Source organism: Pandoraea commovens, from assembly GCF_024704525.1.
Taxonomy (GTDB): Bacteria; Pseudomonadota; Gammaproteobacteria; order Burkholderiales; family Burkholderiaceae; genus Pandoraea; species Pandoraea commovens.
Map to the genome: position 1 here is coordinate 1,934,426 of NZ_CP102780.1, position 24,588 is coordinate 1,959,013.

The following is a 24,588-nucleotide window of genomic DNA, read 5'->3' on the forward strand; positions in this document are numbered from 1 at the left end:
TGACTTTCCTTAGCGTTCGGCCACCGCCAGATACTGTTGCGGTGCGCGGCCGAACAGTCGCTTGAACATCACGATGAAAGCGCTCGGGCTTTGATAGCCGAGCGCGAGCGCCACGTCGCCGACCGACGCCCCGAGCGCCAGCCGCGTGATCGCCTCGGACGCCCGCATATGCTGGCACCAGCGCCCGAAGGTCATCCCCGTCTCGTCCTTGAAGCGGCGCGCGAGCGTCTTGCCGCTCGCCCCCAGTTCTTCTCCCCAGCGCTCCAGCGAGTAATCGGTCGCGGGGGCCATCATCATGTGCTCGCAAATCGCCAGCAGCTTCGCGGAACTGGGCAGCGGCAGGCCGTGCTCGCCGGGCGCAGCCGCCTCGCGAAGCAAACGCAGGAGCAAAGGGATGGAGAGGGCGGTGCGACTGTCGGGTGCGTAGTGGAAACCATCGGACAACATGTCCACGGCCAGTTCGCGCAGGAGCGGGCCGACGGTCAGCACGAGCGCGTTCGGCCACAGCCACGACACCGTGCCCGGCTCGACGCTGATCGTGCAGAACTGCATGCGTCCGACGGCGTGCAGTTCGTGCGGCGTGTTCGGCGGCAGCCAGAGCGCACGCGACGCGGGCAGTGTCCACGTGTGCGCAGGCGTGAGCACGCGCACCACACCGCGCAGCGCCATCACTACGTGACCGTGTTGATGCTGATGCCACGGCTGACGCTCACCATCCTCACATTCCATACCGCTAAGCGTGACGTCGCGCGGCAAATGACGGCGCGTTTCCGGATAGCGGCGCAGCAGCAATTCCTTCATGACGACTTCCCAACCGGACCGATTGACTCGGTCAGATGACGTGCCGCTTGTCCCGCAATCCGTTGTGAGGTGGACCCGACACGCCAAAGCATAGAGAAAAGGACAGAAATTGTCCTTTTCTCAACATTTTTTGTGATTCACAGCAAAAGCATCCCCGGTATTCTACCAACTGCCATCGGGGTTCAGGTGGCAGATACAAGTGATAATAGTAATGCGTCTCATTTATTTTAATTCATTCCATTGGGATGGCTTTGACGCGGGAAGCGGACGTAAAGTGAAACGAAATCACACGGGGAAGGCGACCCATTCGAACGGCGGGCGACGAATGACGGTCATGGCGGCAATGCTCGCCGCAGCGGTATTCGGACCACACGCCGCGATGGCGGCGGACGCCAGCGAGACGTCGTCGGTCGGTGCAGTGAGTGCAGCGGGTGCAGTGGGTGCAGTGGGTGGAGCAGGTGCAGCGAATGCGACGGGCGCGGTCACGCTGCCTGCAACGCAAGTGCGCGACAGTGCGCTTGCCGAGAACCCGAACGGGCCGGGTCGGGGTTACGTAGCAAAACGCATGACAACCGTCACCAAGACTGACGCCTCGACACTGACCGCGCCGCAAGCGACCTCGACGGTCACGCGCGCACAAATGGACGATCAGGGCGCGATCACGATCGATCAGGCATTGCGCTACACGACCGGCGTCAATACGCAGGACGGCACCGACGTGCGTTTCGACCAGCTTCGCGCCCGTGGCTTCGATATCGATGCTTATCTCGACGGCCTCGGCATCTTTGCGTCGCCGCGTTTCGCGACCGCCCGCGTCGACCCGTATCTGCTGGAGCGCATCGACGTGATGTTTGGCCCGTCCTCCGTGCTGTACGGGCAGGGCAACCCCGGTGGCATCGTCAACTACAGCAGCAAGTTGCCGACGGACCAGCCTGTGCGCGAAGTGATGCTCCAGATCGGCAATCACGACACTTATCAGACCGGTTTCGATCTCGGTGGATCGCTGACACCCGACGGCACGATCCTCTATCGCGTCGTGGGGCTGGCGCGGGACGCCAAGACGCAGGTCAGCGCCATCAAGGATCAGCGACTGGCGATTGCGCCGTCGATCACGTTCAAGCCGGATCGTGACACGTCGCTGACCTTGCTCGCGGGATATCAACGCGACCCGGCGGGTGGGATGTTCAATCCGGTGCCCGCCAGCGGCACGCTGTTTGTCAATCCGAACGGCCGTCTCGGCCCGGACCAATACTTCGGCGACCCGAATCGCGACGGCATGCAGCGCACGCAATACTGGTTCGGCTATCAGTTCGCGAAGCAACTGAACGACACGTGGCGCATTTCGCAGAACGCGCGCTATCTGCACATCGACCAGAACTACTACCAGACGTCGGTCACCAGCCCGTTTGCGGCCGACCAGCGCACGGTGGCGATGTGGGGCAACACCGACTTCGAGCACGTGAGCCAGTGGCAGATCGATACGAACGCGCAGGCGAAGTTCGCGACGGGTCCGGTCGAACACACAATGCTCTTCGGCTTCGACTATCGCCGCGTACTCGAAGGCGATAACTATGGCGGGGCGGTCGTCGGTCAACTGGATCTGTTCAACCCGAACTACGGCGCGCTGGCGGGCGTGAGCCCGAATACGCGGCTGGACTACTCGCTGAGTCAGGCCGGGCTGTACGCACAGGACGAACTGCGCTACCACCGCTGGGTACTCACGCTCGGCGTGCGCGAAGACTGGGCGACGACGCGCTCGACCACGAACGGCGTGCAGCGTTCGGCAGATAACAGTGCGTTCACCTGGCGTACGGGGCTGTCGTATGTCTTCGATAACGGCGTCGCGCCTTACGTGAGCTATGCGAAGTCGTTCGCGCCGGTGCTGGGGGCGAACTTCGCAGGCGATGCGCTTTCGCCGACCCAAGGCAAGCAGTACGAAGTCGGTGTGCGCTATCAGCCGAAAAACTACGACGCGTCGCTGCGCCTCTCGGCCTTCGATCTGCGTCAGGAAAACGTGAGTGTGGTCGATCCGGCGCACCCGACCTTCCCGACGCAGACGGGCGAAATCCGTTCGCGTGGGTTCGAAGCCGAAGCGCGCGCCAACGTCACCCGCGATCTGAAGGTGATCGCGTCGTACACGTACATCAATCAGGTCAATCTGCAAAGCACGACGGCGCAGGACAAGCGTCCGCAGATTACGCCGCGTAACAGCGTCGCGCTCTGGGCCGATTACACGCTTCACGAAGGGGCGTTGCGCAATCTCGGGTTCGGCGCGGGCGTGCGATACATGAGTTCGTCGGCGGGCGACGCTGCCAACACGTTCGAAGTGCCGAGCCGCACGCTGGTCGACGCCGCCGTGCACTACGACTGGCAGCAATGGCGCTTCGCCGTGAACGTCAGCAACCTCTTCAACCGCGAATACCTCTCGTACTGCACGTCGTCATCGCTGTGCTACTGGGGCGCGACGCGAACCGTTCTGGGGACAGCCCGATATCAATGGTGATGCAACGACAATCGTTTGCCGCACGACGCCGCCTTCTGGCGGCGTTTGGCGTTGGTGCGCTGGCACCGTTCATGGGGGCGGGGGGCGTACTTGCGTCGCCTGTTGTGGCTCCATCCGTGGGTGCTTGCGCGCCTTCGGGCCGCATGCCGCGCGTTGTGGTGCTCGACTGGGGACTCGCTGCGCAGGTGCTGGCGCTGGGCGTGACGCCCGTGGGCGCGGCGCGTCCGTTCTGGTATCGACTCCTCTCGGGCACGCCCGCTATGCCCGACGACGTCGTCGACGTCGGTCTCCTCTTTCAACCGAATTTCGAAGTGGTGCAGGCGTTGCACCCCGATCTGATCGTCATCACGCCAGCACACGCTGCGCTCGCCGATTCGCTTGCGCGCATTGCGCCGCTGTTCGTCGCGCCGCCGTCCCATCCGCATGAAGACGGCTATCGACTTGCGTTGCGTCGTGCGCGGGCACTGGGCGATGCGCTGGGGCGTCCGACGCAAACGTCACAGTTGCTGGCGGCGACGGACGCGCATCTGAGTGAGGTTCGCGACCGCCTGACGAAGCGCGGCGTCACACAACGGCCGGTGTATCTGATGAGCCCCATCGACACGCGTCTGACGAACGTCTTCGGCCGTGAGAGTGTGTTCGGCGGGACGCTGGCCGCTGTGGGGCTGACCAACGCGTGGCGACGTCCGAGCGATACGGAGGGCATGGCACAGATCGATTACACGCAGCTCGGGGCAGATGCCTCGGCGCGCGCGATGTTGATCGGTGCACGCCCCGGATTGCTGGGCATGCTCGGGCAGAGTCCGCTGTGGCAGGCGCTGCCGTTCGTGCGCGGGGCGCGCGTCGGTCAGTTGCCGGTCATGTTGCCGACGGGCGGCACACCCACGGCGGTGAAGCTGGCCGACGCGTTGAGCGTCGCCCTGACAGGAGCGGCGGCATGAGCATGGGAAATCCGCTTCAACCGATGACGGCCGACAAGCCGCTTGGGGCCGCGACGTCTACTGAGGTGCGTCATCTCTGGCGTCTCGCAACGATGGTCGGCGTGCCCGCGCTGGTGCTGACCGTCGTCACGTTGCTGTCGCTGCGCCCGGTGGGCGTCGACAGCGGCACGTTCCTCGCTGCCGTCTGGCACGCCGTCACACATCCGACGCTGGACCCGAATGCATCGGCTTCGGCCGCCGCGATGTCGGGCCTGCTCGTGAACTACGCGTGGTTGCCGCGACTGGCGATGTCGGTGCTGGCCGGTGCCGGGCTTGCGCTCGCGGGCGTGATGTTCCAGCAAGTGCTGCGCAATCCGCTCGCCGAGCCGCTGACGCTCGGCGTGGCGTCGGGGGCGTCGCTCGCGCTGTCGGCGGCCACGATCTGGCTGCCTGCGGTGGCCTTCGCGTGGCGCTCAGGCGTCGCGTTGTTCGGCTCGGCCACGGCCATCGCCGTGGTGATGGCACTGACGTGGCGCAGTCGCTTCGCCCCCATCCCCGTGATTCTCGCGGGCATGATCGTCAACCTGTATTGCAGCGGCCTGTCGATCATGGTGTCGATGACGCACGAACGCGCGCTTGTCGGTGTGTTCGCATGGGGCGTCGGGTCGCTCGTGCAAAACGGCTGGCACGACTTCGGATGGCTGTTGCCCCGCGTGATTGTGGCCGTCGTTGCAGCGGCGCTGCTGCTCAGACCGTTGACGCTGTTCACGCTCGACGACCGCAGCATGACCCAGCTCGGCGCGCGTGTTGCGTGGATTCGTACCGCCGGACTGGTAGTGGCCGTGGCGCTCTCGGCGTGCATCATCAGCGTCGTCGGCATCATCGGTTTCGTCGGTCTGGCCGGACCGCAGCTGGTGCGGCTTGCCGGTGCGCGACGTCTGCGCGATCAATTGATCTGGGCGCCGTTTATCGGTGCCCTCATGCTGATGCTGACCGACCAGCTTGTGCAGTGGCTGCCGCTGTTCGACGGTGCGTCGTTGCCGACGGGCGCCGCCGCAGCGCTGTTTGGCGGACCGCTGCTGCTGTGGCTCCTGCGCCGCACGCGGGCCGGTGAAGTGGCGAGCGCCGATGCCGCGCCGCCTGCGCGCGCGCGGCATCCGTTCCGATGGCTCGCGTTGGCGCTCGTGCTCGGGGCCGCGCTCGTCTGGGCGACGCAGCATCTCGGGCGTTCGTTCGATGGCTGGGCGTGGGCGACGGACGCGTCATGGGTATCGCTTGCGCAATGGCGGCTGCCGCGCATGCTCGCGTCGGCAGCGGCGGGTGTCGCGCTGGCGCTGGCGGGCACGCTGCTGCAACGGATCAGCGGCAACCCGATGGCCAGCCCCGAACTGCTGGGTGTGAGCGGCGGCGCAATGCTGGGCGTGCTGATCGTGACGTTCGCGATGGTGGGCCCGTCGGCGTCGGCACTGTTCATTGCAGCCTTCGCAGGCGCTGCGCTAAGTCTCGCAGTCATGCTGACGCTCTCGCGCAAAGGCGGCTTTTCGCCGACGCGGATGCTGCTCGCGGGGGTGGCGATCTCCGGCATGGCGCAATCGCTGGTGGCAATCGGGAGCGCGAGCGGCACGGCCAATGCCTTCCTGCTGCGCTCGCTGATGCTTGGCCTCACGTACATCGTCGGTCCCGGTATTGCCTTGGGCGCTGTCGTCGCCTCGTTGGTGGGGCTGCTGCTGACGTGCCTGGCATCGCGCTGGCTCGATCTGCTGCCGATGGGCGACGCAACGGCGACCGCCGTCGGCGTGAACGTGCGGCGTGCGCGCCTCTGGATGTGGTGCCTGGCCGCGACGCTCAGCGCCGTGGCGACGCTTGTCGTCGGTCCGCTGTCGTTCGTCGGTCTGCTCGCACCGCATCTCGCGCGCATGGCCGGGTTCGGTAAAGGACGCTCGCAGGCCGTCGCATCGTCCGTGTCCGGTGCGTTGCTGATGATCGCCGCCGACTGGCTCGGACGCAATCTGCTCTTCCCGCAACAACTCCCGGCGGGCGTACTCGCGATGCTGATCGCCGCGCCGTATCTGCTGTGGCACCTGCGTCGGCAGGTGGCGTGACATTCCCGACATCCCCATAAAAACAGAGATCTCATATGTCCTTGTTCTGGCACTTGGTACGTGCGTCTCGATGGCCGTTGGCCATTGCGTTCGCCGGTAGTCTGATCAGCGGTTTCGGCAACGCGGGTCTCGTCGCGCTGATCAATCGCGCGCTCACGGCCCCGCGCGAGCATCTGGGCGTGCTCGGCATGCAATTTCTCGGCCTTGGCGTGATCGTGCTGGTCACGCGCGCGCTGTCGCAAACGCTCTTCATGTCGCTCGGTCAGCGCGCGAAGGCGACGTTGCGCATGCAGGTCGTGCGTCGCATCGGTGCCGCCCCTTACGCGAGTCTCGAGAAGCACGGCATTGCCCGTGCGATTGCCGTCCTCACGCAGGATCTCGATACCATCGTCGTCCTGTTCGTGAACCTGCCGGTCCTGGCGATGCAGGGCGCGGTGATCGCAGGATGTCTCGTGTATCTCGGCTACCTGTCCTGGCAGATTCTGCTGTTCGCAGTGGTGACGATCCTCATCGGCGCGGCGGGATTCCGTTTTGCCAATCAGCGCGCGCTGCTGCATCTGCGCAGCTCGCGCAAGCGTGAGGAATCGCTGGTGAAGGACTTCCGCGCGTTGTTCGATGGTGCGAAGGAGCTCAAGCTGCACCGTGCCCGTCGCGACGCCTTCATCGAAGACCGTCTCGCAAGCAACGTCGAGGCGGTGCGTGTGCAGCGCACGCGCGGTTACGTGCTGTATGCGGCGGCGGCCAGTTGGGGCAGCTTCATTCTGTTCGCCTTTATCGGCCTCACGCTGTTCGTGGTGCTGCGTCACGTCGACCTGCCACCGCAGGTGGTGTCCGGCTACGCGCTCGTGTTCCTGTACATGATCATGCCGATCGAAGGCGTGCTCTCGGCGATGCCGTCGCTGGGCAGTGCACGCGTCGCGCTAGAGCGCATCGCGCAGGTCGAGAACGAACTGCCGCGCGAACTGCTACCGGCACCGGGCAGGCGCGAAGCACCGGCGTTCCAGGAAATCGTGCTTGAAGGCGTCACGCATCGCTACTTCCGCGAGCAGGAAAACGAAGTGTTCACGCTGGGGCCGGTGACGCTCACGTTCCGTCCGGGCGAACTCGTCTATCTGGTCGGCGGCAACGGGAGCGGTAAGACCACGCTGGCCAAGCTGATCGTGGGCCTGTATGCACCGGAGCAGGGCCGGATTGTGGTCGACGGTGTGCCTGTCGGCGACGCGGAGCGTGACCACTACCGTCAATTGTTCTCCGTGGTGTTCAGCGACTTTTTCCTCTTCGAACATCTGCTCGGCTTGCCGCCGGAAGGACTCGACGCGCAGGCCCAAACGCTGCTCAAGTCGCTGCAACTCGATCACAAGGTGACGATCTCGGACGGACGCTTCTCCACGCTCGATCTGTCGCAGGGACAGCGCAAGCGTCTCGCGTTGCTGGTGGCGTATCTGGAAGACCGGCCGTTCTATGTCTTCGACGAATGGGCGGCGGATCAGGACCCGCTGTTCAAGGACGTTTTCTACCGCCAGATGCTGCCCGCACTCAAGGCGCGCGGCAAGAGCGTGCTGGTCATTACCCACGACGACCGCTACTTCGATCTGGCGGACCGTCTGATTCGTCTCGACTACGGTCAACTGCTTCAATCACGCGAGCCGCAAGCCGACGTCGAGGCCCCCAACGAACCTGCCGAACCAGATTCATCGAATGCTCATGACTGATATCCCGATGTTCGCTTTGCAAGACGTTTCGTTCTCGGTAGAAGGGCGCACGCTACTCGCGCCACTGACGCTGGAACTCGCGGCCGGACAGGTGCACGGACTGATCGGCCACAACGGCTCGGGCAAGTCGAGCCTGATCAAGTTGCTCGCGCGCCAGCTCCAGCCGGTGAGCGGCAACATTGCGTTCGAGGGACGGGCGCTGGCGTCGTGGGGCGCACGCGAGTTTGCGCGGCGTGTGGCGTATCTGCCGCAGCAGCCGCCTGCCGCTGCCGGGATGACAGTGTCTGAACTGGTCGCGCTCGGTCGTTATCCGTGGCACGGTGCGCTCGGACGCTTCGACGCCCATGACCACCAGGCCGTGCAAAACGCGATGGCACAGACCGACGTGCTCGGCTTTGCCGACCGTCTCGTGGAGTCGCTCTCGGGCGGGGAGCGTCAGCGTGTGTGGCTGGCCATGCTCGTTGCGCAGCAGGCGCGGTGTCTATTGCTGGACGAACCGACCTCGGCGCTCGATGTGGCGCATCAGCTGGATCTCCTCAAACTCGTGCGCGAACTGGCCGACGCGCATGGCCTTGGCGTGGTGATCGTGCTCCACGACGTCAACATGGCCGCGCGCTTTTGCGACACGTTGCTCGCGCTCAAGCAAGGCAAACCGATTGCGCGTGGCACACCGGCAGAACTGATGTCGCCCGACACGTTGCAGACGATCTACGGTGTGCCGATGGGCGTCTTGCCGAATCCCGATGGCGGGATGCCGGTCAGTTATGCACGCTGACGTCGCGCACTGAGTGCTGTGAAGGCAGACGCCCGAGTCCGGCTCAGGCGTCTGCGAGATAGCGTTGCGGGGAGCGCCCCGTAACCTGTTTGAACATGGCGATGAAGGCACTGGGGCTGGCATAGCCGAAGGCGTCGGCCGTCGCTGCGACCGAGGCGCCCTGCGCAAGCGTCGAAATTGCTTCGGACACGCGCAGATGCTGACGCCAGGTCACGAACGTCATGCCCGTCTCCGTCTGAAACTGACGCGCGAGCGTGCGTCCGCTCACACCGAACTGTTCCCCCCAGAAGTCGAGCGTCAGCTTGCTGGCTGGCTCGTTCATCAGGTGCTCGCAGATCGCCTGTAGCCGCTCGTCCCTCGGCACCGGCACGCCCCGTTCGGGCACCGGGGCTGCGTCGTGGAGTACACCCATCAACGGCGGCACCGAGAGCGCTGCACGGCTCGTGGGGCCGTAGGTATCGCCGTCGCGGCTCACGGTCACCGCGAGTTCGCGAATCAGCGGCGTGACGAGGATGACCGTCGGAATGGTCCAGTCCCAAGGGAACGCGCGCGGCTCCATGTAGATGTTGCCCATCTGTCCGTCGCCCACGGCATGCAGTTCGTGCTCGATGTCCGACGGCAGCCAGAGTGCGCGCGAAGGCGGCAACGTCCAGATGGCGGACGGCGTGAGCACGCGCACGATACCGCGCACCGGGAACACCAGTTGGCCGTGTCGATGGCGGTGCCAGATCAGCCGTTCTCCATGACGAAAGGGCGTGACCTGAGCAAAGACATCGCGCGGTAAGGGCCGTACGGCATTGGGAAATCGCTTGCGCAGGAAGTCACTCATGGGGGTAATGCGGGTCTCGCGTCAGGATGTCGCCAATCGGATAGCGATTGTCAAAAAATCGACATTTATTGTCGTCCTTACCTTTTTCGAACCCGATATTCTCCATAGCTATCAATGTGTTGTGCCGGACCAAATGCAAATTTAGTAATGAGTCTCATTTGCGATATTTCCGCCAGTGTAGCGGGAATTGGACCGTGGCCGCACAAAGCACACGAACGTTAATTTTGGATCGCCGGTAGAACCCGGCAACAAGGGGAAGTGTTGTCAACGATGCAAACGAATCAGAGTTCTCGCCGGACGCAAGCCGCACGGGGCCGCATGTCCGATGCCATACGCGCAGGGCAGTCGTCGAATTCGCGCTATGCGCTCACGCCTGTCGCCGTCGCCATGGTGATGCTGTGGGCCGCGACGGCGCATGCGCAGACGCCGTCGCCTGCGGCTTCGTCATCGGGCGGCGGTGCCGCGTCTGCCGTACTACCGGCGGCCAACGTGACGGCACAGCGCGACGCGCAAACTGAAGGCTCCACCTCCTACGGCACGCAGACGACGACAATCGGGAAAACGCCGCAGGCGCTAAAGGACATTCCTAACTCGGTATCGGTCGTCACGCGCGCGCGTATGGACGATCAGGCCATGACCTCGGTCGCCGATGCATTGCAGTTCACCACCGGCATCACCGCGGTCAACTATGGCGACGGCACGTACTACTTCAACTCGCGCGGCTACAACGTGGGCGTGGAGTTCGATGGTGTTTCGATCTTGAGCGGTATTCAATACCAGCCGCAGTTCGATCTGTCGATGTACGACCGGGTGGAAGTCTTCCGCGGCCCGGCGGGCCTGCTCGACGGCACCGGCGAGCCGGGAGGCACCGTGAATCTGGTGCGCAAGCGTCCGGGCGACACATTCGCCGTGCGCAGCGAAACGACGATCGGTTCGTGGGCGAACTATCGTCAGATGATCGACGTGACCGGCCCGCTCAATCAGTCGGGCACGATTCGCGGGCGCGCGGTATTGACGGGCGACACCGGCAACAAGTCGATCACGCGTACCAGCGAGAGCAATTTCCTGGCTTACGGCGCGCTCGAATTCGACCTCACGCCGCGCACACTGCTGTCGCTGTCGGGCTCGTATCAGGTCAATCCGCTGCATGGGTTCGACTACGGTCAGTCATTGCTGACCAACCGTTCGTTCCTCGACGCACCGAACAACTCGAACTTCTCGCCGGACTGGAACTACAGCTGGGCGTCGATGCAGGAAGTCAACGGCAAGCTGGAGCATCGCTTCGATAACGACGTCGTGTCGACGACGACCGTCAACTATCGTCATGTGCTTTCCAACAGCAAGTACGCCTATCTCGGCCCGGGGATCAATCCAACGACGCTCACGGCCCGGTATTTCGGCCAGTCGCAGCGCGGCGAGAACAATCTGTTGGGGATCGACTCGCATCTGTCCGGACCGGTGCAGGCGTTTGGCCGCAAGCACGAGTGGCTTGTCGGCATGAACTACCAAATGACGCAGCAGCGCAGCCTGTCCGGTGGTCAGAATCTCGGCACGTTCAGCATCTTCTCGCCGCCGTCGAACGAGCCGACGATTCCGTTCACGTCGGGCAACAACCTGCAAGCGCAGCAATTCGGCGTCTACGGTCAGGCGCGTGTGCGCGTGCTCGATCCGCTGACCGTCGTGTTGGGGGGACGTGAGGCGTGGTTCCAGCAGCAAAGCCAGAGCCTGCTGCCGACTGAGGGTCCGTGGAACACCACGGCGCGGGCAAATCACAAGTTCATTCCGTATGGCGGCGTCGTGCTGGCGCTTACGCCGCAGATCAACGCGTACTTCAACTATTCGAAGATATTCGCGCCGCAGACAGCCACGACGTTCGACGGTCAGGGCTTGCCACCGCGTGAGGGGCAGCAGTACGAATTGGGCGTGAAAGGCGTATTCCTCGACGGTCGCCTGAGCGCGACGGTGGCGGCATTCCGGATGACGGACACCAACCGCGCGGTCGCAGATCCGTTCCACGCGATCGGTTCGGTGGCGGCAGGTTCGGCGCAAAGTCAGGGCTGGGAGGCCGAAGTGACCGGGCAGGTCACGCGCAACTGGAACGTCTATGCCGGTTACACGCTGCTCAACACGCGATACAACAGCGATCCGAGCCAGATCGGTCAGGCGCTCGACGGCGAGGAACCGCAACATCTGTTCAAGCTGTACACGACCTATCGTTTCTCGGACGGCCCGTTCGGCGGCGTGCTTGATGGTTTGCGGATCGGCGGGGGCGTTCGTATCCAAAGCTCGACGTACCGGACCGTGGGCGCGGCACAAGGGGGGTACGCGGTGTGGGACGCAATGCTCGCGTACCGCGTGAACCGCCATCTGGAAGCACAGTTGAATGTGAACAACGTGTTCAACCGTGACTATTACGCGCGGGTGCCGTCGACCTTCTATGGCATTTATGGCGAGCGCCGCAATGTGATGCTCACGCTGCGCGCCGACTACTGATCGCGGCAGGGAGCGGAAGGAAGCGGAAGGAAGCGGCAGGAAGCGGTCGATCGGGGCTGACCGAGCGGTATCGTCGGCCCCCATCGGCGCGGCGTCCGGCCGATTGGACAGCGTCGTGCAACAGTCTGTTGCATGGCGCTGTCGGCTGAAATTCGGAAATGGCGGTACACTCCGAGCACACGCCATCGTTGTCCGGTGGCACGCAACTCCAATTTCAGCCCGTTCGAACGTCAACATGAAGTCCCCTGGTACTGCCTCTGCCACGCTCAATTGCGACGCTGGCGAATGCGTCGAGCTTGTCGCTACGGCAACGCTGCCCACTCGCTACGGCACCTTCACTTCCCACGCATTTCGCGTCAAAGACAGCGCCAACGAGCATCTCGCGCTGGTGATGGGCGATGTGTCGGCCGAGGGCGGCACGCTGCCGCCGTTGGTACGTCTGCACTCGGAATGTCTGACGGGGGACGTCTTCGGCTCCTATCGCTGCGATTGCGGCGAGCAGCTGGACGTCGGTATGCGCAAGATCGCCGAAGAGGGGCGCGGTGTGATGCTGTATCTGCGAGGCCATGAGGGGCGCGGCATCGGCCTGAGCAACAAGATTCGTGCGTATCTGCTGCAAGAGCAGGGGCGCGACACGGTCGAAGCCAACCTCGATCTCGGCTTGCCCGACGACGCGCGCGAATACGACTCCGCCGCCGCCATCCTGCGCATTCTCGGTGTGGGTTCGGTGCGCCTCATGAGCAACAACCCGAAGAAGTTCGACACGCTCATCAAGCACGGCATCCCCGTGAGCGAGCGTGTGGCGCTCGACATTCCGGTGCGCGAAGAGAACGAACGCTACATCCGCACCAAGCAGGTCAAGTTCGGACACTACTTCGAAGAGAACGAGTGATCGTCGGCCAGTCTCTCAGCGAGACTGTCGGCGGCGCTCCGCCAAGATGAGCGTCAGGTACACCAGACCGGCAGCCATGCTGGTCTGTCCGCTGTAGTTCACCAGACCGAATCCCCATCCCTGATGCATGACCGTTGCGCCGAGCGCCACGGCCAGTGCCGTCCATCCGACGATCCGGCCATTACGCGTGCGCGCCGGTGAAACGGTCTTGAAGCGCGCTTCCTGCTGACGCTCCGTCGACATCGCCAGCGCCGCAAAGCCTGCGAGGCAGAGCGCGAAAGTGACGAAATGACTCATGCGCGGTCCTCGTTCAACGGGGCATTGATTGCCGGACTGGCCGTCGTGCGCGCCGGTGCAGTGGCGCGCGTGGGCTTCGTCTTCGGCTTGTGACGGGAGGTGCGAACTGCGAGCCACGCATGCAGCGCCGCGAAGGCCCAGAGCATCAGATCCACGCCTGCGTAGACCCAGTCGCCGGTCGTGAGGCTATGCCAGAGTCCGCGCGACGTCGTGACGGCGTTAAGCACCGGTAGCAGCGCGAGCACGGCGGCGCCGAACCACAGCAATTCCACCCACGCACGTTTGGCCGGGCGCACCAGCGCGTACAACAGCGTCGCCGCCCATACCCAATAGAAAACGTCGACTTCGGTAGCACTGCGTCTGAGCGCATCCGCCGGAATCAGGCGGTTGCCCCAGAGGAACGCCGTCATGGCAATCGAGAGCCCCGCAATCGCTGCGATGTTCAGACGCTCGACCACATGAAAGCCGAAATGGGGACGTGCCGGATCGGGCAGCTTGCCGCGACGCTTGACCGTCCACATCACCAACCCTGATCCGACCATCGCCGTGCCGCCGAGACTGACGAGGAAGTACAGCCAGCGCAGATGCAGATCGCTGAAGCGTCCGAGGTGCAGGGCGTACATCACGCCACGCGTTTCAGCCGCCGGGCCGACACCGTCGTGAACGTCGATCAGCTTGCCGGTCGTGCCGTCGAACAGCAGGTACTGCGGGCTCATCGAGACACGCGTGCTTTCGCCGCGTGTGACCGCCACACGAGCAGCGGCATCGCCCGCATGGGTGACTGTCACACGGCCGACGTCGTTCGCGCCCCAGCGGGCCTGAGCTTCGCGCACCATCGGGGCGAGCGGCGCAAGCGGGGCTTTCTCGCCGGAGGCCTTGCCCGGTGGCGGGAATGCGCTGAGCTGCGCGTTGAGTTGCGCGCGGTCCATCGGTGTCTTGATCGCCGTTTGCGCGCCCCACGGCATGTACATCGCCATCAAGGTGACGAGGCCGGTGTAGGTGATCATCAGATGGAAGGGCAGGCCGAAGACCGATAACGCGTTGTGTGCGTCGAGCCACGAGCGCTGCCCCTTGCCCCATCGGAAGGTGAAGAAGTCGATGAAGATTTTCTTGTGCGTGATCACGCCGCTGACGATCGCCACCAGCATGAACATCGCGCAGAAACCCGCGAGCCAGCGTCCCCACAGGACGGGCAGCGGGTGGAACTGGAAGTGGAATCGGTAGAAGAAGTCGCCGCCGAGGGTTTCGCGCGCTTTGAGCGTCTGACCGGTCGAGGGATCGAACGTCGCTTCTTCGAAGGTGCGGCGCGGGGCGTTCGTGTCACCTTTGGCAGCGCCTTTGGGCGCAGGCGGATTGCGCCAGAAGACGCCCGCGACCGGATTGCGCTCGGTGGGCAGATAAATGCTCCACTGCGGGCTGCCCGCAGCGAGCGTCACGAGTTGATTGCCGACGTTCTGTGCGACCACGGCCGGATCTGGCAACGACTGCTGATGCGGCACCTCGGGGCGCATCCATTGCGACAGTTCGTCCTTGAAGTAACTCACGGTGCCGGTGAGGAACATGGCGTACAGCAGCCAGCCGACGAGCAGGCCGGACCACGTATGCAGATCCGACATCGTCTGGCGGATGCCGCGTGCCTGCGGCTTCGTTTTCGGTGTGGGCGTGGACGTCATGCCGCACCTCCCATTGCAAGGCTCGTCATGTGACCGGACGCCACCGCCCACGCGGCCAGCGCGAGCGGTGCGGCAACGATCAGCAGACCGGCCCAGGCGCGCCACGCACTGCGCACGGCGAACACCCAGACGACCGCACCGGCATAGATGGCGAAGCTCGCCAACTCGCCGGTGATGACCGCCTGGGCCTTGTTCATCGGCAGTGCGAGTACGGCAACGCTTGCGAGGGCAGCCACGGCATAACCGCCGCCGATGGCCGCCACGATGCGTGAGATGAGCGCCCCGATGTTGACGATGCGTTCAGAGAGTCCAGCGTTGCCGACCTTGTCGGTCGGGGCGCGACGAGCCTGAGCCATGATGCGTGTCGCTTACTTGTTGGGCGTGGCGGCCGGGCCAGCCGGGAGCGGTTCGATGCCATCGGCTTGCATGACGGTCGTCGTCGTCACATAGCTCACGCCCTGATAGCGCTCGGCACCCTTGGCACCCGGGCGCTCACCCGGCGTCATGTCCTTGTGACTGACTTCGGCGACATACACACCCTTCCACGGCATATCGAACGTCACGAGTCCCTGTTCGTTCGTATGCGCTTCCTTCGCCCAGCCCGACTGCGTGACGAGCGAGACCTTCGTCTTGGGCAGCGGCTTGCCCTGGAAGAACAACTGGAACTCGCCCTGCTTGCCTGCGGGCACGAGGTCGAGCGTCAGTTGCGGCTTCTGCTTCGAGAAGTCGGTCGCCAGACGCGCCGCAGGGCGATACCAGTTCGTGACTTCCTGACCATCGCGCTTGAACGTGAAGAGCGGGTATTTCGCTTCTTCGGCGATCAACGATTCACCGGCGGTCGCCTTGAACGGGAGCGCGAAGCCGTTGGCCGTCTTGGTCGCGGCGGCCGTCTTCTCGCCCTGTGCCGAGCTGAGCGTGCCGGTGGGGGCGACGAACTTGTCGAGCAGGCCCGGCGACGCTTCACGCAGGTTCTCGCCGAATTCGCCGAAGCGGATCACGGCGTTCTGACCGGCAGGCTGCTCGATCCAGATCTGGTGTGCTTGCGCAGCACCTGCGAAGGCGATGAGGGCACCGGCGGTGAGCTTGACCAACTGGGGCAGTCGCGTCGTACGGTGGGTGGCAGTCGTCTTCATTGCGGTCTCCTTGGAGAGGTGGCGGAACGGATGGAATCGGTGGAGGCGCATCGGCATTTCGTTCGTCATCAGAAGTCGATTTGCGCGGAGAGCAGGAACGTGCGTGGTGCAGCCACGGTGGCGTAGGTGCCGCTCATCAACCAGTAGTTCGAGTTGAAGAGGTTCTCGATGTTGGCGCGGAACACGACCGACTTGCCTGCGACATGCGTGCGATAACGTGCGCCGATGTCGTAGCGTGTCCACGCGGGCAATTCGAGCGTGTTGGCAGCGTTGAAGTACATGCGCGACGTATTGATGATGCGGCCGTTGAGCGAGAGTCCCGGCACCCACGGCGTATCCCAGTCGACGCCAAGGTTGAACGCGCGCTTGGGCACGCCGTTCGCATCGTTGCCGTCGTTGGCGCCGCCGGCGGTCTTGGTGAGCTTGGCGTCGTAGAACGTGGCGCTGGCCATCAGGCGCAGACCCTTGACCACTTCGCCGTACGCCGACAGTTCGATGCCGCGATTACGCTGTTCGCCGTCGAAGCTGTAGAGGTTGGTCGACGGATCGGTCACGGCGTTCGGGCGCTGCACCTGGAACACCGACACTGTCGTCGTCACCGGACCCCAGTCGGTCTTCACACCGGCTTCGTACTGCTTCGATTTGTACGGCGGGAACACTTGTCCGGCGTTGACGGTGCCGACGGGCGCGGTGCTGCCACGAGACAGACCCGAGGTGAAGTTCGCGTACACCGACACGTTCTGGAGCGGCTTGACGACGATGCCCGCGAGCGGCGAGACGGCGCTCTGGTTGTAGGTTCCGGTCAGCGCGCCGGTGGCGGTGCTGTAGTTGTCGAGCGCAACGCGCTGGTGACGCAGACCGCCGGTGAGCAGCACTCGGTCGTTGAAGAACGAGAGGGTGTCGGTTACGGCGATACTTGTCAATGCCGATTCCGACGCCTTCTTGGCTTCGGTGCGCGCCGCGCTGATACCGGGCAGCGGCGACGGGTTGTAGATGTTCGAGGCGACCGACGTCGAGCCAGGCACATAGGCATTGCCCGAGTCCTGTTCCAGACGCGATGCCTGCACCGTCACTGTGTGACCGACGTCGAACGTCTTGAAGTTCACACGCGCGCCTACTTCGCCCGTGCGCGAGCGCGTGTACGAGTCGTAATACGAATTCATGACGGTGAAGTTGCCGAGCGCATCGGCGGGGCCGCTCGGGAACGTCTGATAGGCCGTGGCGTAGTGATAGCCCACGGCACCCCACACCGTCACGTTGCGCAGCACGTCGTATTCGAGGCGCGTGGTCACGGCCGAGTCATGCAGATGCAGCTCGCTGCCGGGGTAGAAGTTGCGGTAGCCCGAGGGGGCGTCCGGAATCTTCTTGACGGAGGACTGGAAGCCGATCTGCGGACGGAAGTTGTCGTCGCCTTCGTGTTGCGTGTAGGCGTCGAGCGTCCAGCGTAGCCGTTGCGTGGTGTAGTCGAGGCCGACCGAGCCGAAGCCGATGCTCTGCTTGCCGTTGTCGAGCGTGGTGTTGCCGTCACGGAACACGCCGTTCAGACGCACGCCCCATTCCTGGTTCTCGCCGAAGCGACGACCCACGTCGGCTTCGACGCCGAGTTGCGATTTGCTCTGGAAGGTGGTCGTCAGGCGCGTGATCGGCTCGCTCGTGGCGCGCTTGGTCACCACGTTGATCGCGCCGCCGATACTGCCGCTCGGGCCGATGCCGTTCATCAGCGTGCCCGGTCCCTTGAGGACTTCGATGCGCTCGACGATGGCCGCAGGCACCCGGCTTGCGGACGCCATGCCGTACAGACCGTTCAGCCCTACGTCGCTGCTGGAGACGGTGTAGCCGCGAATCTGGAAGTCCTCGCCGAAGCCGCCGCTGGAAGTCAGCATGCGCACCGACGATTCGTTGACGACGACGTCGGCTAGCGTGCGCGCCTGCTGATCGCGAACCATCTGCCCGGTGTAGTTCATCGTGCTGAACGGCACGTCCATGGCATCGGCCGAGCCGAGCATGCCGAGGCTGCCGCCGCGCGCGATCTGGCCACCCGCGTAGGCCGGTTGCAGACCGTTGTCGTACGTGGCGGTGACGTGGGTCGTGGGCAGGGCGACTGCGCCGTCCGTGCTCGCTGCGCCGCTTGCAGGCGTGATCAGAAAGCTGCCATTCGATTGCGGGACGACTTCCACTCCTGTGCCTGCGACGAGGGCGTCGAGGCCGTTACGCGGCGTGTAGGTGCCCTTGAGGCCGTTGCTGTGACGCCCGGCTGTGACTTCGGGCTTGAACGACAGCATGATGCCCGCGTCGCGACCGAAGCGGCTCAGTGCGTCTTCGAGCGAGCCTGCGGGAATGTCGAAGGCGCGCGCGCCCGGTGCGGCTGCGTTCTGGGCCTGTGCTGCGAGCGGCGTGAGGACGACTGCAAGGACCGCGCCCGTGGGGGCGGCAACGGCTGCGCCAAGGGCGATGCGGCCCAGTGCGCAGGCCATCCGCGTGCGGCGATGGACCCAATTTGGTTGGCTGGGGCGCTGTTGCTGCCCACGGACGTGACCCATGATCTGACCTTTCGTGTGGAAGTAGAGCGGTGGTGCTCGACTTCCATGACCCGCGAAAAACAGAAACGGATCACCTTTTTCAAAAAATTTGTTGAGCCGCCTTAATGAGGCTTTAGTGAGGCTTTAGTGAGGCTTGATTGCGGCTGGATTCGGTCGCGCTGTCCTTGCTTCAGGCCGGGACGAGCCGGATTTCCCGGGTGCCCCAGAAGCGGGTGACCGCCTCGGTGCGCACCGCGAGCGTGGTGGCGAGTGTGTCGAGCACTTTGCCGACGTCGTCGAGCGGAAACGTGCCCGACACGCGCAAGTTGGCCACGCTGGCGTCGCACGAGAGCGATGCGTTGCTGTATCGCGCCAACTCGTCTACGAAATCGGCGAGGCGCATGCTGCGCGCAACGATGAAGCCTTCGGCCCACGTCGCGTCGTCCGTGGGCATTTCTGTGGCTTCGGAGATGCTGTCCGTTGTGTAGCGCGCATGGTGCCCGGCCTGCACGATCAGCGACTTGTCGGATGTGGCGCGCGGACGAATCTCCACGGCGTCCTTGAATACGCTGACATGCGTGCCGTCGTCGAACTGACGTACGGTGTAACGCGTACCGAGCGCGCGTGCCGTGCCCTGCGAGGTTTCGATAAGGAACGGGCGCGGCGGCACATGGTTGTCAGGCGCGGTCGTGACCAGCACTTCGCCGCCGATCAGCCTGACGCGACGTTCGTCGTCGTGATAGACGATGTCGATGGCGCTATCGGTGTTGAGCACGAGTTGTGTGCCGTCATCCAGTTGCAACTTGCGACGCTCGCCCACGGCGGTGTGCACGTCAGCCGACCAGTGCTGCCACGGCGACGAATGCAAGACACTCCATGTCCCCGCGCCAGCGAAGAGCAGCACCGCCAGCGACTTCACTGCGCGGCGGCGCTGAGATGAGGCGGGCGGCGCCAGCGCGGCCTGTGCGACGCCCGCTTCCACGGGCGCGGCGAGCGGTGCGAGCTTGCCTTTGACGGACTCGATGCGTAGCCACGCACTTTCGTGATCGGGGTGCGCGTTGCGCCATGCATGCCAGTCGGCGACGGTCTGCGGCGAGACGTCGTCGCCTTGCAACTCAATGAGCCACTCGATTGCGCGCTCGGCCACGTCAGCCGGTAGATTGGCGGCGTCGGTGGTGGCGTCGTACCAGCTCGAGCGAATGGCAGGCATGGCGATGTCGGGTTGTCGGGACGGCCGTGTTCGACGTGTCGGCATCAGTCGAGAAACGACAAGTCGGCGAAATAGCAGCGCTGCAAGGCTTTCGCGAGATAACGCTTGACCGTCGGAATCGAGATGCCGAGCGTGGCCGCGATCTGGGCGTGCGTTTGTCCGTCGAGCTGCGAATACAGAAACGCCTGCCGCACCATGGTCGGCAGGCCGTCCAGGAGTCGATCCAGTTCCAGCAGCGTCTCAAGCATGATGGCGCGCGTTTCGGGCGACCATTCGACGTCGCGCGGCACTTGCGCGAGCGCTTCGAGATACGCGCGTTCGAGCTTCTGACGTCGCCAGTGATTCGAGACGAGATTCTGTGCAACCGTCGTGAGATACGCGCGGGGTTCGTCGAACGAGGCGGGGACCCGCTCGCTGCCGAGCAATCGTACGAAGGTGTCGTGCGCGATGTCGGCCGCTTGTTCGGCACTGCCCAGACGTCGATGCAACCAGCCCTTCAACCAGGAATGGTGATGGCTGTACAACATCTCGACGGTAGAGGGGAGGGTGCCCGGGGTTTGCATGATCCAGCCTGATGCTCGGTCTACTCACGACGCTCAGGACCGGCGCGAGCGCCGACAACGGTCATGCAGCAGGTGAGACAAATGCCAATAATTTGTTAATGATAATCATTATTAATAACGTATGGGAAATATCCCTGTCAATCGGAAGTGCTTTTGGCGTAGACGATACGTTGGAGTGCCGAATTCGGGGCATCGTCGCTCAGGGCCGTGGGGTGGGCGTGAGCGGTCAGTGCCGGTGTTGTATTAAGGAGAATTCCGAAGATGTTTGCGATGCAGCATTTAATGCTTGACGCTCCAAATTGGCCTCAGTTACCATCCGCCCTGTCTTCAATTTAAGGGGTTAGTCCGTGAATTCCGATGCCAGTAGTCCTCGATCTTTGATCGATTGATTGCCTGAGGATCCACAGCCTTCCCTGTGCCGCGTCCTCATGCAGGATGCGGTGTCTCGCGCCACTTGAACGCTCGCCCTGAGCGTATGTTTCCGGCGTCATTCCCGCAAAAGTTTCCACTGTCGTGCCTGTGATGGGCGCTGTCGTCTTGCGCATGCGTTTTTTGCCGTGCGTTGCGACGATGCGTTCTCGCGAGCCGGCCGTTCGTGCCGCGCGCTCACATGCGGTACGGACACTTCGCAGCCATGCGAGGAAATCATGCGAGCTTTTCAAACCTTCCAGGCTTTCCAGAGCCAACCGACGCGCACCACACCGGTGTCGCATCTGACCATCGTTTGCCTGGCCGAGGCCCTCGGGGCCTTGCGCAAGCAGATGTTCATCGATCTCACCGCGCTCGGCCTGCGCGCCACGCACGTCAGCATTACCCGCTGGAGCGACCGCGACGAGGCGTCTGCCACCGTCACGCTCGACTGCCCGCAAGGTTCGCGCGCTTCGCTCACGTCGCTCGTCATGCGGCTGTCGGGCGAGCGCAGCGTGCGCCGCGTGTTCTGGTCCGACGACGCCTCGCGTCGCGCGGCCACCACGGGCATGCCCGCGCACGCCTAGTGCCGCGCGGCTGACCGATTCGACCCATCACTGCCGGATGACGCAACGCGCGTTTTCCTGCGTATCGAATCAACGAACCTAAGGAGTCCGAAATGGAAGACGGAAGTAGTCGAATGTGGCCCGTCGGGACCGTACCTTTGACGTATGGCTTCCCGGCGGGCGACCCGATGCCAGAACCCCATACACGTATTTTTGCTTTCACCGACCGCGCGCTGCGCGGCGCGGCTGGGTGCGTTCGCGCTTTTTTCCGGAGAGCTGATCTTCGGTAGCGACTGACGAGACCGGCCGGCCGCCTCGCCCATCAGGGCAAGCGTCAGTTGCGCCAGGAAATCGTCATGACAAATAACCACCGCTCCCGCCATAAGCAGCGCGGCTTCGTCGACAACGCCACAGCGTCCGACCTGCCGCTCTCGGGCCCCGAAGTCGTCGCACGTCTCGCGACCGAACCGCTGCACCAGGTCCTGCACACGCTCGGCACCGATGTCAGCGGCCTGCCGCTGGCCGACGTCGGCCAGCGCCAGACGCGCTACGGGCCCAACGAGATCGCCCACGACAAGCCGCCGCACTGGACGCGCCAGCTCGTCAGTGCCTTCAACAATCCGTTTGTCTTCGTGTTGCTCGCGCTCGTCACGATCAGCTTCTTTACCGACGTCTACTTCGCCGATCCGGGCGATCAGGATTACAAGGGCATCATCATCCTGTCGACGATGGTGACGATCAGCGGCCTGCTGCGCTTCTTCTCCGAGTTCCGGTCGCTTCAGGCGGCCGAAAAGCTCAAGGCGATGGTGCGCACCACCGCCAGCGTGCGCCGCCGTTTGTCGGCGTCGGGCAAGTCTGAGCGTCACGAGGTCGCCATGCGCGAGTTGGTCGTGGGCGACATCGTGACGCTTCAGGCAGGGGACATGATCCCGGCCGATCTGCGTCTGATCGAATCGCGCGACCTGTTCATCAGTCAGGCGGTGCTCACCGGCGAGGCGCTGCCCGTCGAGAAGTACGACACGCTGGGTGCTGTCGCACAGAAATCGGCGTCCATCGCAGCGGGCGAGGGCAATGCGAACCTGCTCGATCTGTCCAACGTCTGCTTCATGGGGACGAACGTCGTGAGCGGCACGGCCGTGGGCGTGGTCGTCGCGACCGGTGGCGACACGTATTTCGGCGCGCTGGCGAAGAACGTCGTCAGCCACAAGCGCGTGGAGACGAGCTTCGACCGTGGCGTGAACAGCGTGAGCTGGCTGCTGATCCGCTTCATGCTGGTGATGGTGCCGATCGTCTTCATGATCAACGGCCTCACCAAGGGCGACTGGGTCAGCGCTTTGACGTTTGCGCTGGCTGTGGCTGTGGGGCTGACGCCTGAAATGCTGCCGATGATCGTGAGCGCCAACCTCGCACGCGGCGCATTGGCGATGTCGCGCCGCAAGGTGGTGGTCAAGCGCCTGAACTCGGTGCAGAACTTCGGTGCGATGGACGTGCTGTGCACCGACAAGACCGGCACGCTCACGCAGGACCGCATCATTCTCGAACAGCATCTGGATGTGGCGGGCGACGAGCAGGAAGACGTGCTGCGTCTGGGCTGGCTCAACAGCTATCACCAGAGCGGCCAGCGCAATCTGATCGACGTGGCGATTATCCGTCGCGCCAACGAGATCGGCGAGTCGGTGCAGCCGCGCGCGTTTGCCAAGATCGATGAACTGCCGTTCGATTTCGTGCGTCGCCGCCTGTCCGTCGTGGTCGCGAACGATCGCGGTGAGCATCAGATGATCACGAAGGGTGCCGTCGAAGAAATGCTGTCCGTCGCCACGCACGTGAAGACCCCGCAGGGTGTGCGTGCGCTCGACAACACGGCTCGCGCCATGCTGATTGCGCGCGCCGAGGCTTACAACGAGGACGGCTTCCGCGTGCTGGTCGTGGCCACCCGCGACATTCCGGCGGGCGAGACGAAGACGCAGTACAAGACGTCCGACGAACGTGAGCTGACGGTGTGCGGTTTCCTCACCTTCCTCGATCCGCCCAAGGATTCCGCCGCCCCGGCGATTGCCGCACTGCGCGAGCATGGCGTGACGGTCAAGGTGCTCACGGGCGACAACCCCATCGTCACGATCAAGGTGTGCCGTCAGGTCGGACTGGAACCGGGCACGCCGCTGCTCGGCGCCGACATCGAGCCGATGGACGACGCCACGCTGCGCGAAGTCGTGGGCCGCACGACCGTGTTCGCCAAGCTCGCCCCGCTGCACAAGGCGCGTGTGGTCAAGGCGTTGCAGGCCAGCGGCCACACGGTGGGCTTCCTCGGCGACGGCATCAACGACGCTCCTGCGCTGCGCGATGCCGACGTGGGCATCTCGGTGGACACCGGTGCGGATATCGCCAAGGAGACTGCCGACATCATCCTGCTTGAAAAGAGCCTGATGGTGCTCGAAGCAGGCGTGATCAAGGGGCGCGAGACGTTCGGCAACATCCTAAAGTACTTGAACATGACGGCCAGCTCGAACTTCGGCAACGTGTTCTCCGTGCTGGTGGCGAGCGCGTTTCTGCCGTGGGAGCCGATGCTGGCGATGCAGTTGCTCATCCAGAACCTGATCTACGACATCTCGCAGATGTTCCTGCCGTGGGACCGCATGGATCCGGAGTTCCTGAAGAAGCCGCGCAAGTGGGACGCCAGCAACATCCGCCGCTTCATGCTGTGGATCGGGCCGACCTCTTCGGTGTTCGACATCACGACCTATGCGCTGATGTGGACGGTCTTCGGTGCGGGTGCGCTGTATCACGCTCATGGCGGCGACGCCGGTCAGGTCATCATGAATTCAGGCTGGTTCATCGAAGGGCTCGTCTCGCAGACGCTGGTCGTGCACTTGCTGCGCACGCAGAAGATTCCGTTCCTGCAAAGCACGCCGGCGCTGCCGATCATGCTCTCGACGTCCGTCGCCATTGCGATCGCTTGCTGGCTGCCGTACTCGCCGTTCGCCGAGGCGTTCGGCTTCGTCAGCCTGCCGTTCTCGTACTTCTACTGGCTCGTGGCAACGATGCTTGGGTACATCGCGCTGGCGCAAATGGTGAAGACGGTCTACATGCGCCGCTTCGGCCGCTGGTTCTGATTCATGAGCGAAGTCTGAAAGCTCGCCTCGCACATTGCAGTTGCAATGCCACCCGCCCCGCTGGGGCGGGGGCACTGCCCCC

At 64.0% G+C, this 24,588-nt stretch carries 18 protein-coding genes; 9 read left to right on the top strand and 9 right to left on the bottom strand.

What is annotated here, in order from left to right:
• Nucleotides 1-9 precede the first annotated feature (9 nt).
• Complete coding sequence (locus tag NTU39_RS09120) at nucleotides 10-801, bottom strand: AraC family transcriptional regulator (RefSeq protein WP_150664663.1); 792 nt, start codon at nucleotides 799-801, stop codon at nucleotides 10-12.
• Between the two features lie 334 nt (nucleotides 802-1,135).
• Between NTU39_RS09120 and NTU39_RS09125 the strand changes: the two genes are divergently transcribed.
• The 5 genes from NTU39_RS09125 to NTU39_RS09145 are packed head-to-tail and all read left to right on the top strand — an operon-like array spanning nucleotide 1,136 to nucleotide 8,813.
• Nucleotides 1,136-3,304 (top strand): TonB-dependent siderophore receptor, encoded by a 2,169-nt coding sequence (locus tag NTU39_RS09125; protein ID WP_257959697.1) that lies wholly within the window; start codon nucleotides 1,136-1,138, stop codon nucleotides 3,302-3,304.
• Entirely contained in the window at nucleotides 3,304-4,245 is a 942-nt protein-coding gene (locus NTU39_RS09130; protein WP_257959698.1) for an ABC transporter substrate-binding protein, read from the top strand. Before NTU39_RS09125 ends, NTU39_RS09130 begins: the two co-directional genes overlap by 1 nt.
• Nucleotides 4,242-6,326: a Fe(3+)-hydroxamate ABC transporter permease FhuB gene (fhuB, locus tag NTU39_RS09135; RefSeq protein ID WP_257959699.1), complete on the top strand. Its 2,085-nt coding sequence runs from the start codon at nucleotides 4,242-4,244 to the stop codon at nucleotides 6,324-6,326. The genes NTU39_RS09130 and fhuB overlap by 4 nt, the downstream gene beginning before the upstream one ends.
• A gap of 35 nt (nucleotides 6,327-6,361) precedes the next feature.
• Entirely contained in the window at nucleotides 6,362-8,038 is a 1,677-nt protein-coding gene (locus tag NTU39_RS09140) for a cyclic peptide export ABC transporter (RefSeq protein WP_150664667.1), read from the top strand.
• A complete protein-coding gene (locus NTU39_RS09145; RefSeq protein WP_257959700.1) occupies nucleotides 8,031-8,813 on the top strand; it encodes an ATP-binding cassette domain-containing protein in 783 nt (260 codons plus the stop codon). The genes NTU39_RS09140 and NTU39_RS09145 overlap by 8 nt, the downstream gene beginning before the upstream one ends.
• Before the next feature lie 43 nt (nucleotides 8,814-8,856).
• Here NTU39_RS09145 and NTU39_RS09150 read toward each other — a convergent pair whose 3' ends face one another.
• On the bottom strand, nucleotides 8,857-9,642 hold the full coding sequence (locus NTU39_RS09150; RefSeq protein WP_257959701.1) for an AraC family transcriptional regulator: 786 nt from the start codon (nucleotides 9,640-9,642) through the stop codon (nucleotides 8,857-8,859).
• 318 nt (nucleotides 9,643-9,960) lie between these two features.
• On the opposite strand from NTU39_RS09150, the gene NTU39_RS09155 reads away from it, so the two are divergent.
• Complete coding sequence (locus NTU39_RS09155; protein ID WP_257959702.1) at nucleotides 9,961-12,135, top strand: TonB-dependent siderophore receptor; 2,175 nt, start codon at nucleotides 9,961-9,963, stop codon at nucleotides 12,133-12,135.
• 235 nt (nucleotides 12,136-12,370) lie between these two features.
• Nucleotides 12,371-13,027, top strand: a complete 657-nt coding sequence (ribA, locus tag NTU39_RS09160) for a GTP cyclohydrolase II (RefSeq protein ID WP_150664669.1) — start codon at nucleotides 12,371-12,373, stop codon at nucleotides 13,025-13,027.
• Nucleotides 13,028-13,042: 15 nt separating this feature from the next.
• Here the strand turns inward: ribA and NTU39_RS09165 are convergent, their stop codons facing one another.
• The 7 genes from NTU39_RS09165 to NTU39_RS09195 all read right to left on the bottom strand — a co-directional run bounded on the left by NTU39_RS09165 (nucleotide 13,043) and on the right by NTU39_RS09195 (nucleotide 20,422).
• Entirely contained in the window at nucleotides 13,043-13,324 is a 282-nt protein-coding gene (locus NTU39_RS09165) for a DUF3325 domain-containing protein (protein WP_150664670.1), read from the bottom strand.
• Complete coding sequence (locus NTU39_RS09170; protein ID WP_257959703.1) at nucleotides 13,321-14,997, bottom strand: PepSY-associated TM helix domain-containing protein; 1,677 nt, start codon at nucleotides 14,995-14,997, stop codon at nucleotides 13,321-13,323. Before NTU39_RS09170 ends, NTU39_RS09165 begins: the two co-directional genes overlap by 4 nt.
• The gene (locus tag NTU39_RS09175) at nucleotides 14,994-15,353 is read right to left on the bottom strand and encodes a DUF3649 domain-containing protein (protein WP_150664672.1); all 360 of its coding nucleotides are present in this window, start codon (nucleotides 15,351-15,353) and stop codon (nucleotides 14,994-14,996) included. The genes NTU39_RS09170 and NTU39_RS09175 overlap by 4 nt, the downstream gene beginning before the upstream one ends.
• 12 nt (nucleotides 15,354-15,365) lie before the next feature.
• Nucleotides 15,366-16,130 (bottom strand): DUF4198 domain-containing protein, encoded by a 765-nt coding sequence (locus NTU39_RS09180; protein ID WP_257959704.1) that lies wholly within the window; start codon nucleotides 16,128-16,130, stop codon nucleotides 15,366-15,368.
• 68 nt (nucleotides 16,131-16,198) lie between these two features.
• Nucleotides 16,199-18,604, bottom strand: a complete 2,406-nt coding sequence (locus NTU39_RS09185) for a TonB-dependent receptor (RefSeq protein WP_257959705.1) — start codon at nucleotides 18,602-18,604, stop codon at nucleotides 16,199-16,201.
• 235 nt (nucleotides 18,605-18,839) lie between these two features.
• Complete coding sequence (locus NTU39_RS09190) at nucleotides 18,840-19,859, bottom strand: FecR domain-containing protein (RefSeq protein WP_257959706.1); 1,020 nt, start codon at nucleotides 19,857-19,859, stop codon at nucleotides 18,840-18,842.
• 44 nt (nucleotides 19,860-19,903) lie between these two features.
• Entirely contained in the window at nucleotides 19,904-20,422 is a 519-nt protein-coding gene (locus NTU39_RS09195) for a sigma-70 family RNA polymerase sigma factor (RefSeq protein ID WP_150664675.1), read from the bottom strand.
• 647 nt (nucleotides 20,423-21,069) lie between these two features.
• Between NTU39_RS09195 and NTU39_RS09200 the strand changes: the two genes are divergently transcribed.
• Both NTU39_RS09200 and mgtA read left to right on the top strand, forming a co-directional pair.
• Nucleotides 21,070-21,417, top strand: a complete 348-nt coding sequence (locus NTU39_RS09200) for a hypothetical protein (protein ID WP_150576584.1) — start codon at nucleotides 21,070-21,072, stop codon at nucleotides 21,415-21,417.
• Between the two features lie 335 nt (nucleotides 21,418-21,752).
• Nucleotides 21,753-24,506: a magnesium-translocating P-type ATPase gene (gene mgtA / locus NTU39_RS09205; RefSeq protein ID WP_257959707.1), complete on the top strand. Its 2,754-nt coding sequence runs from the start codon at nucleotides 21,753-21,755 to the stop codon at nucleotides 24,504-24,506.
• The last annotated feature ends 82 nt before the right edge of the window (nucleotides 24,507-24,588 follow it).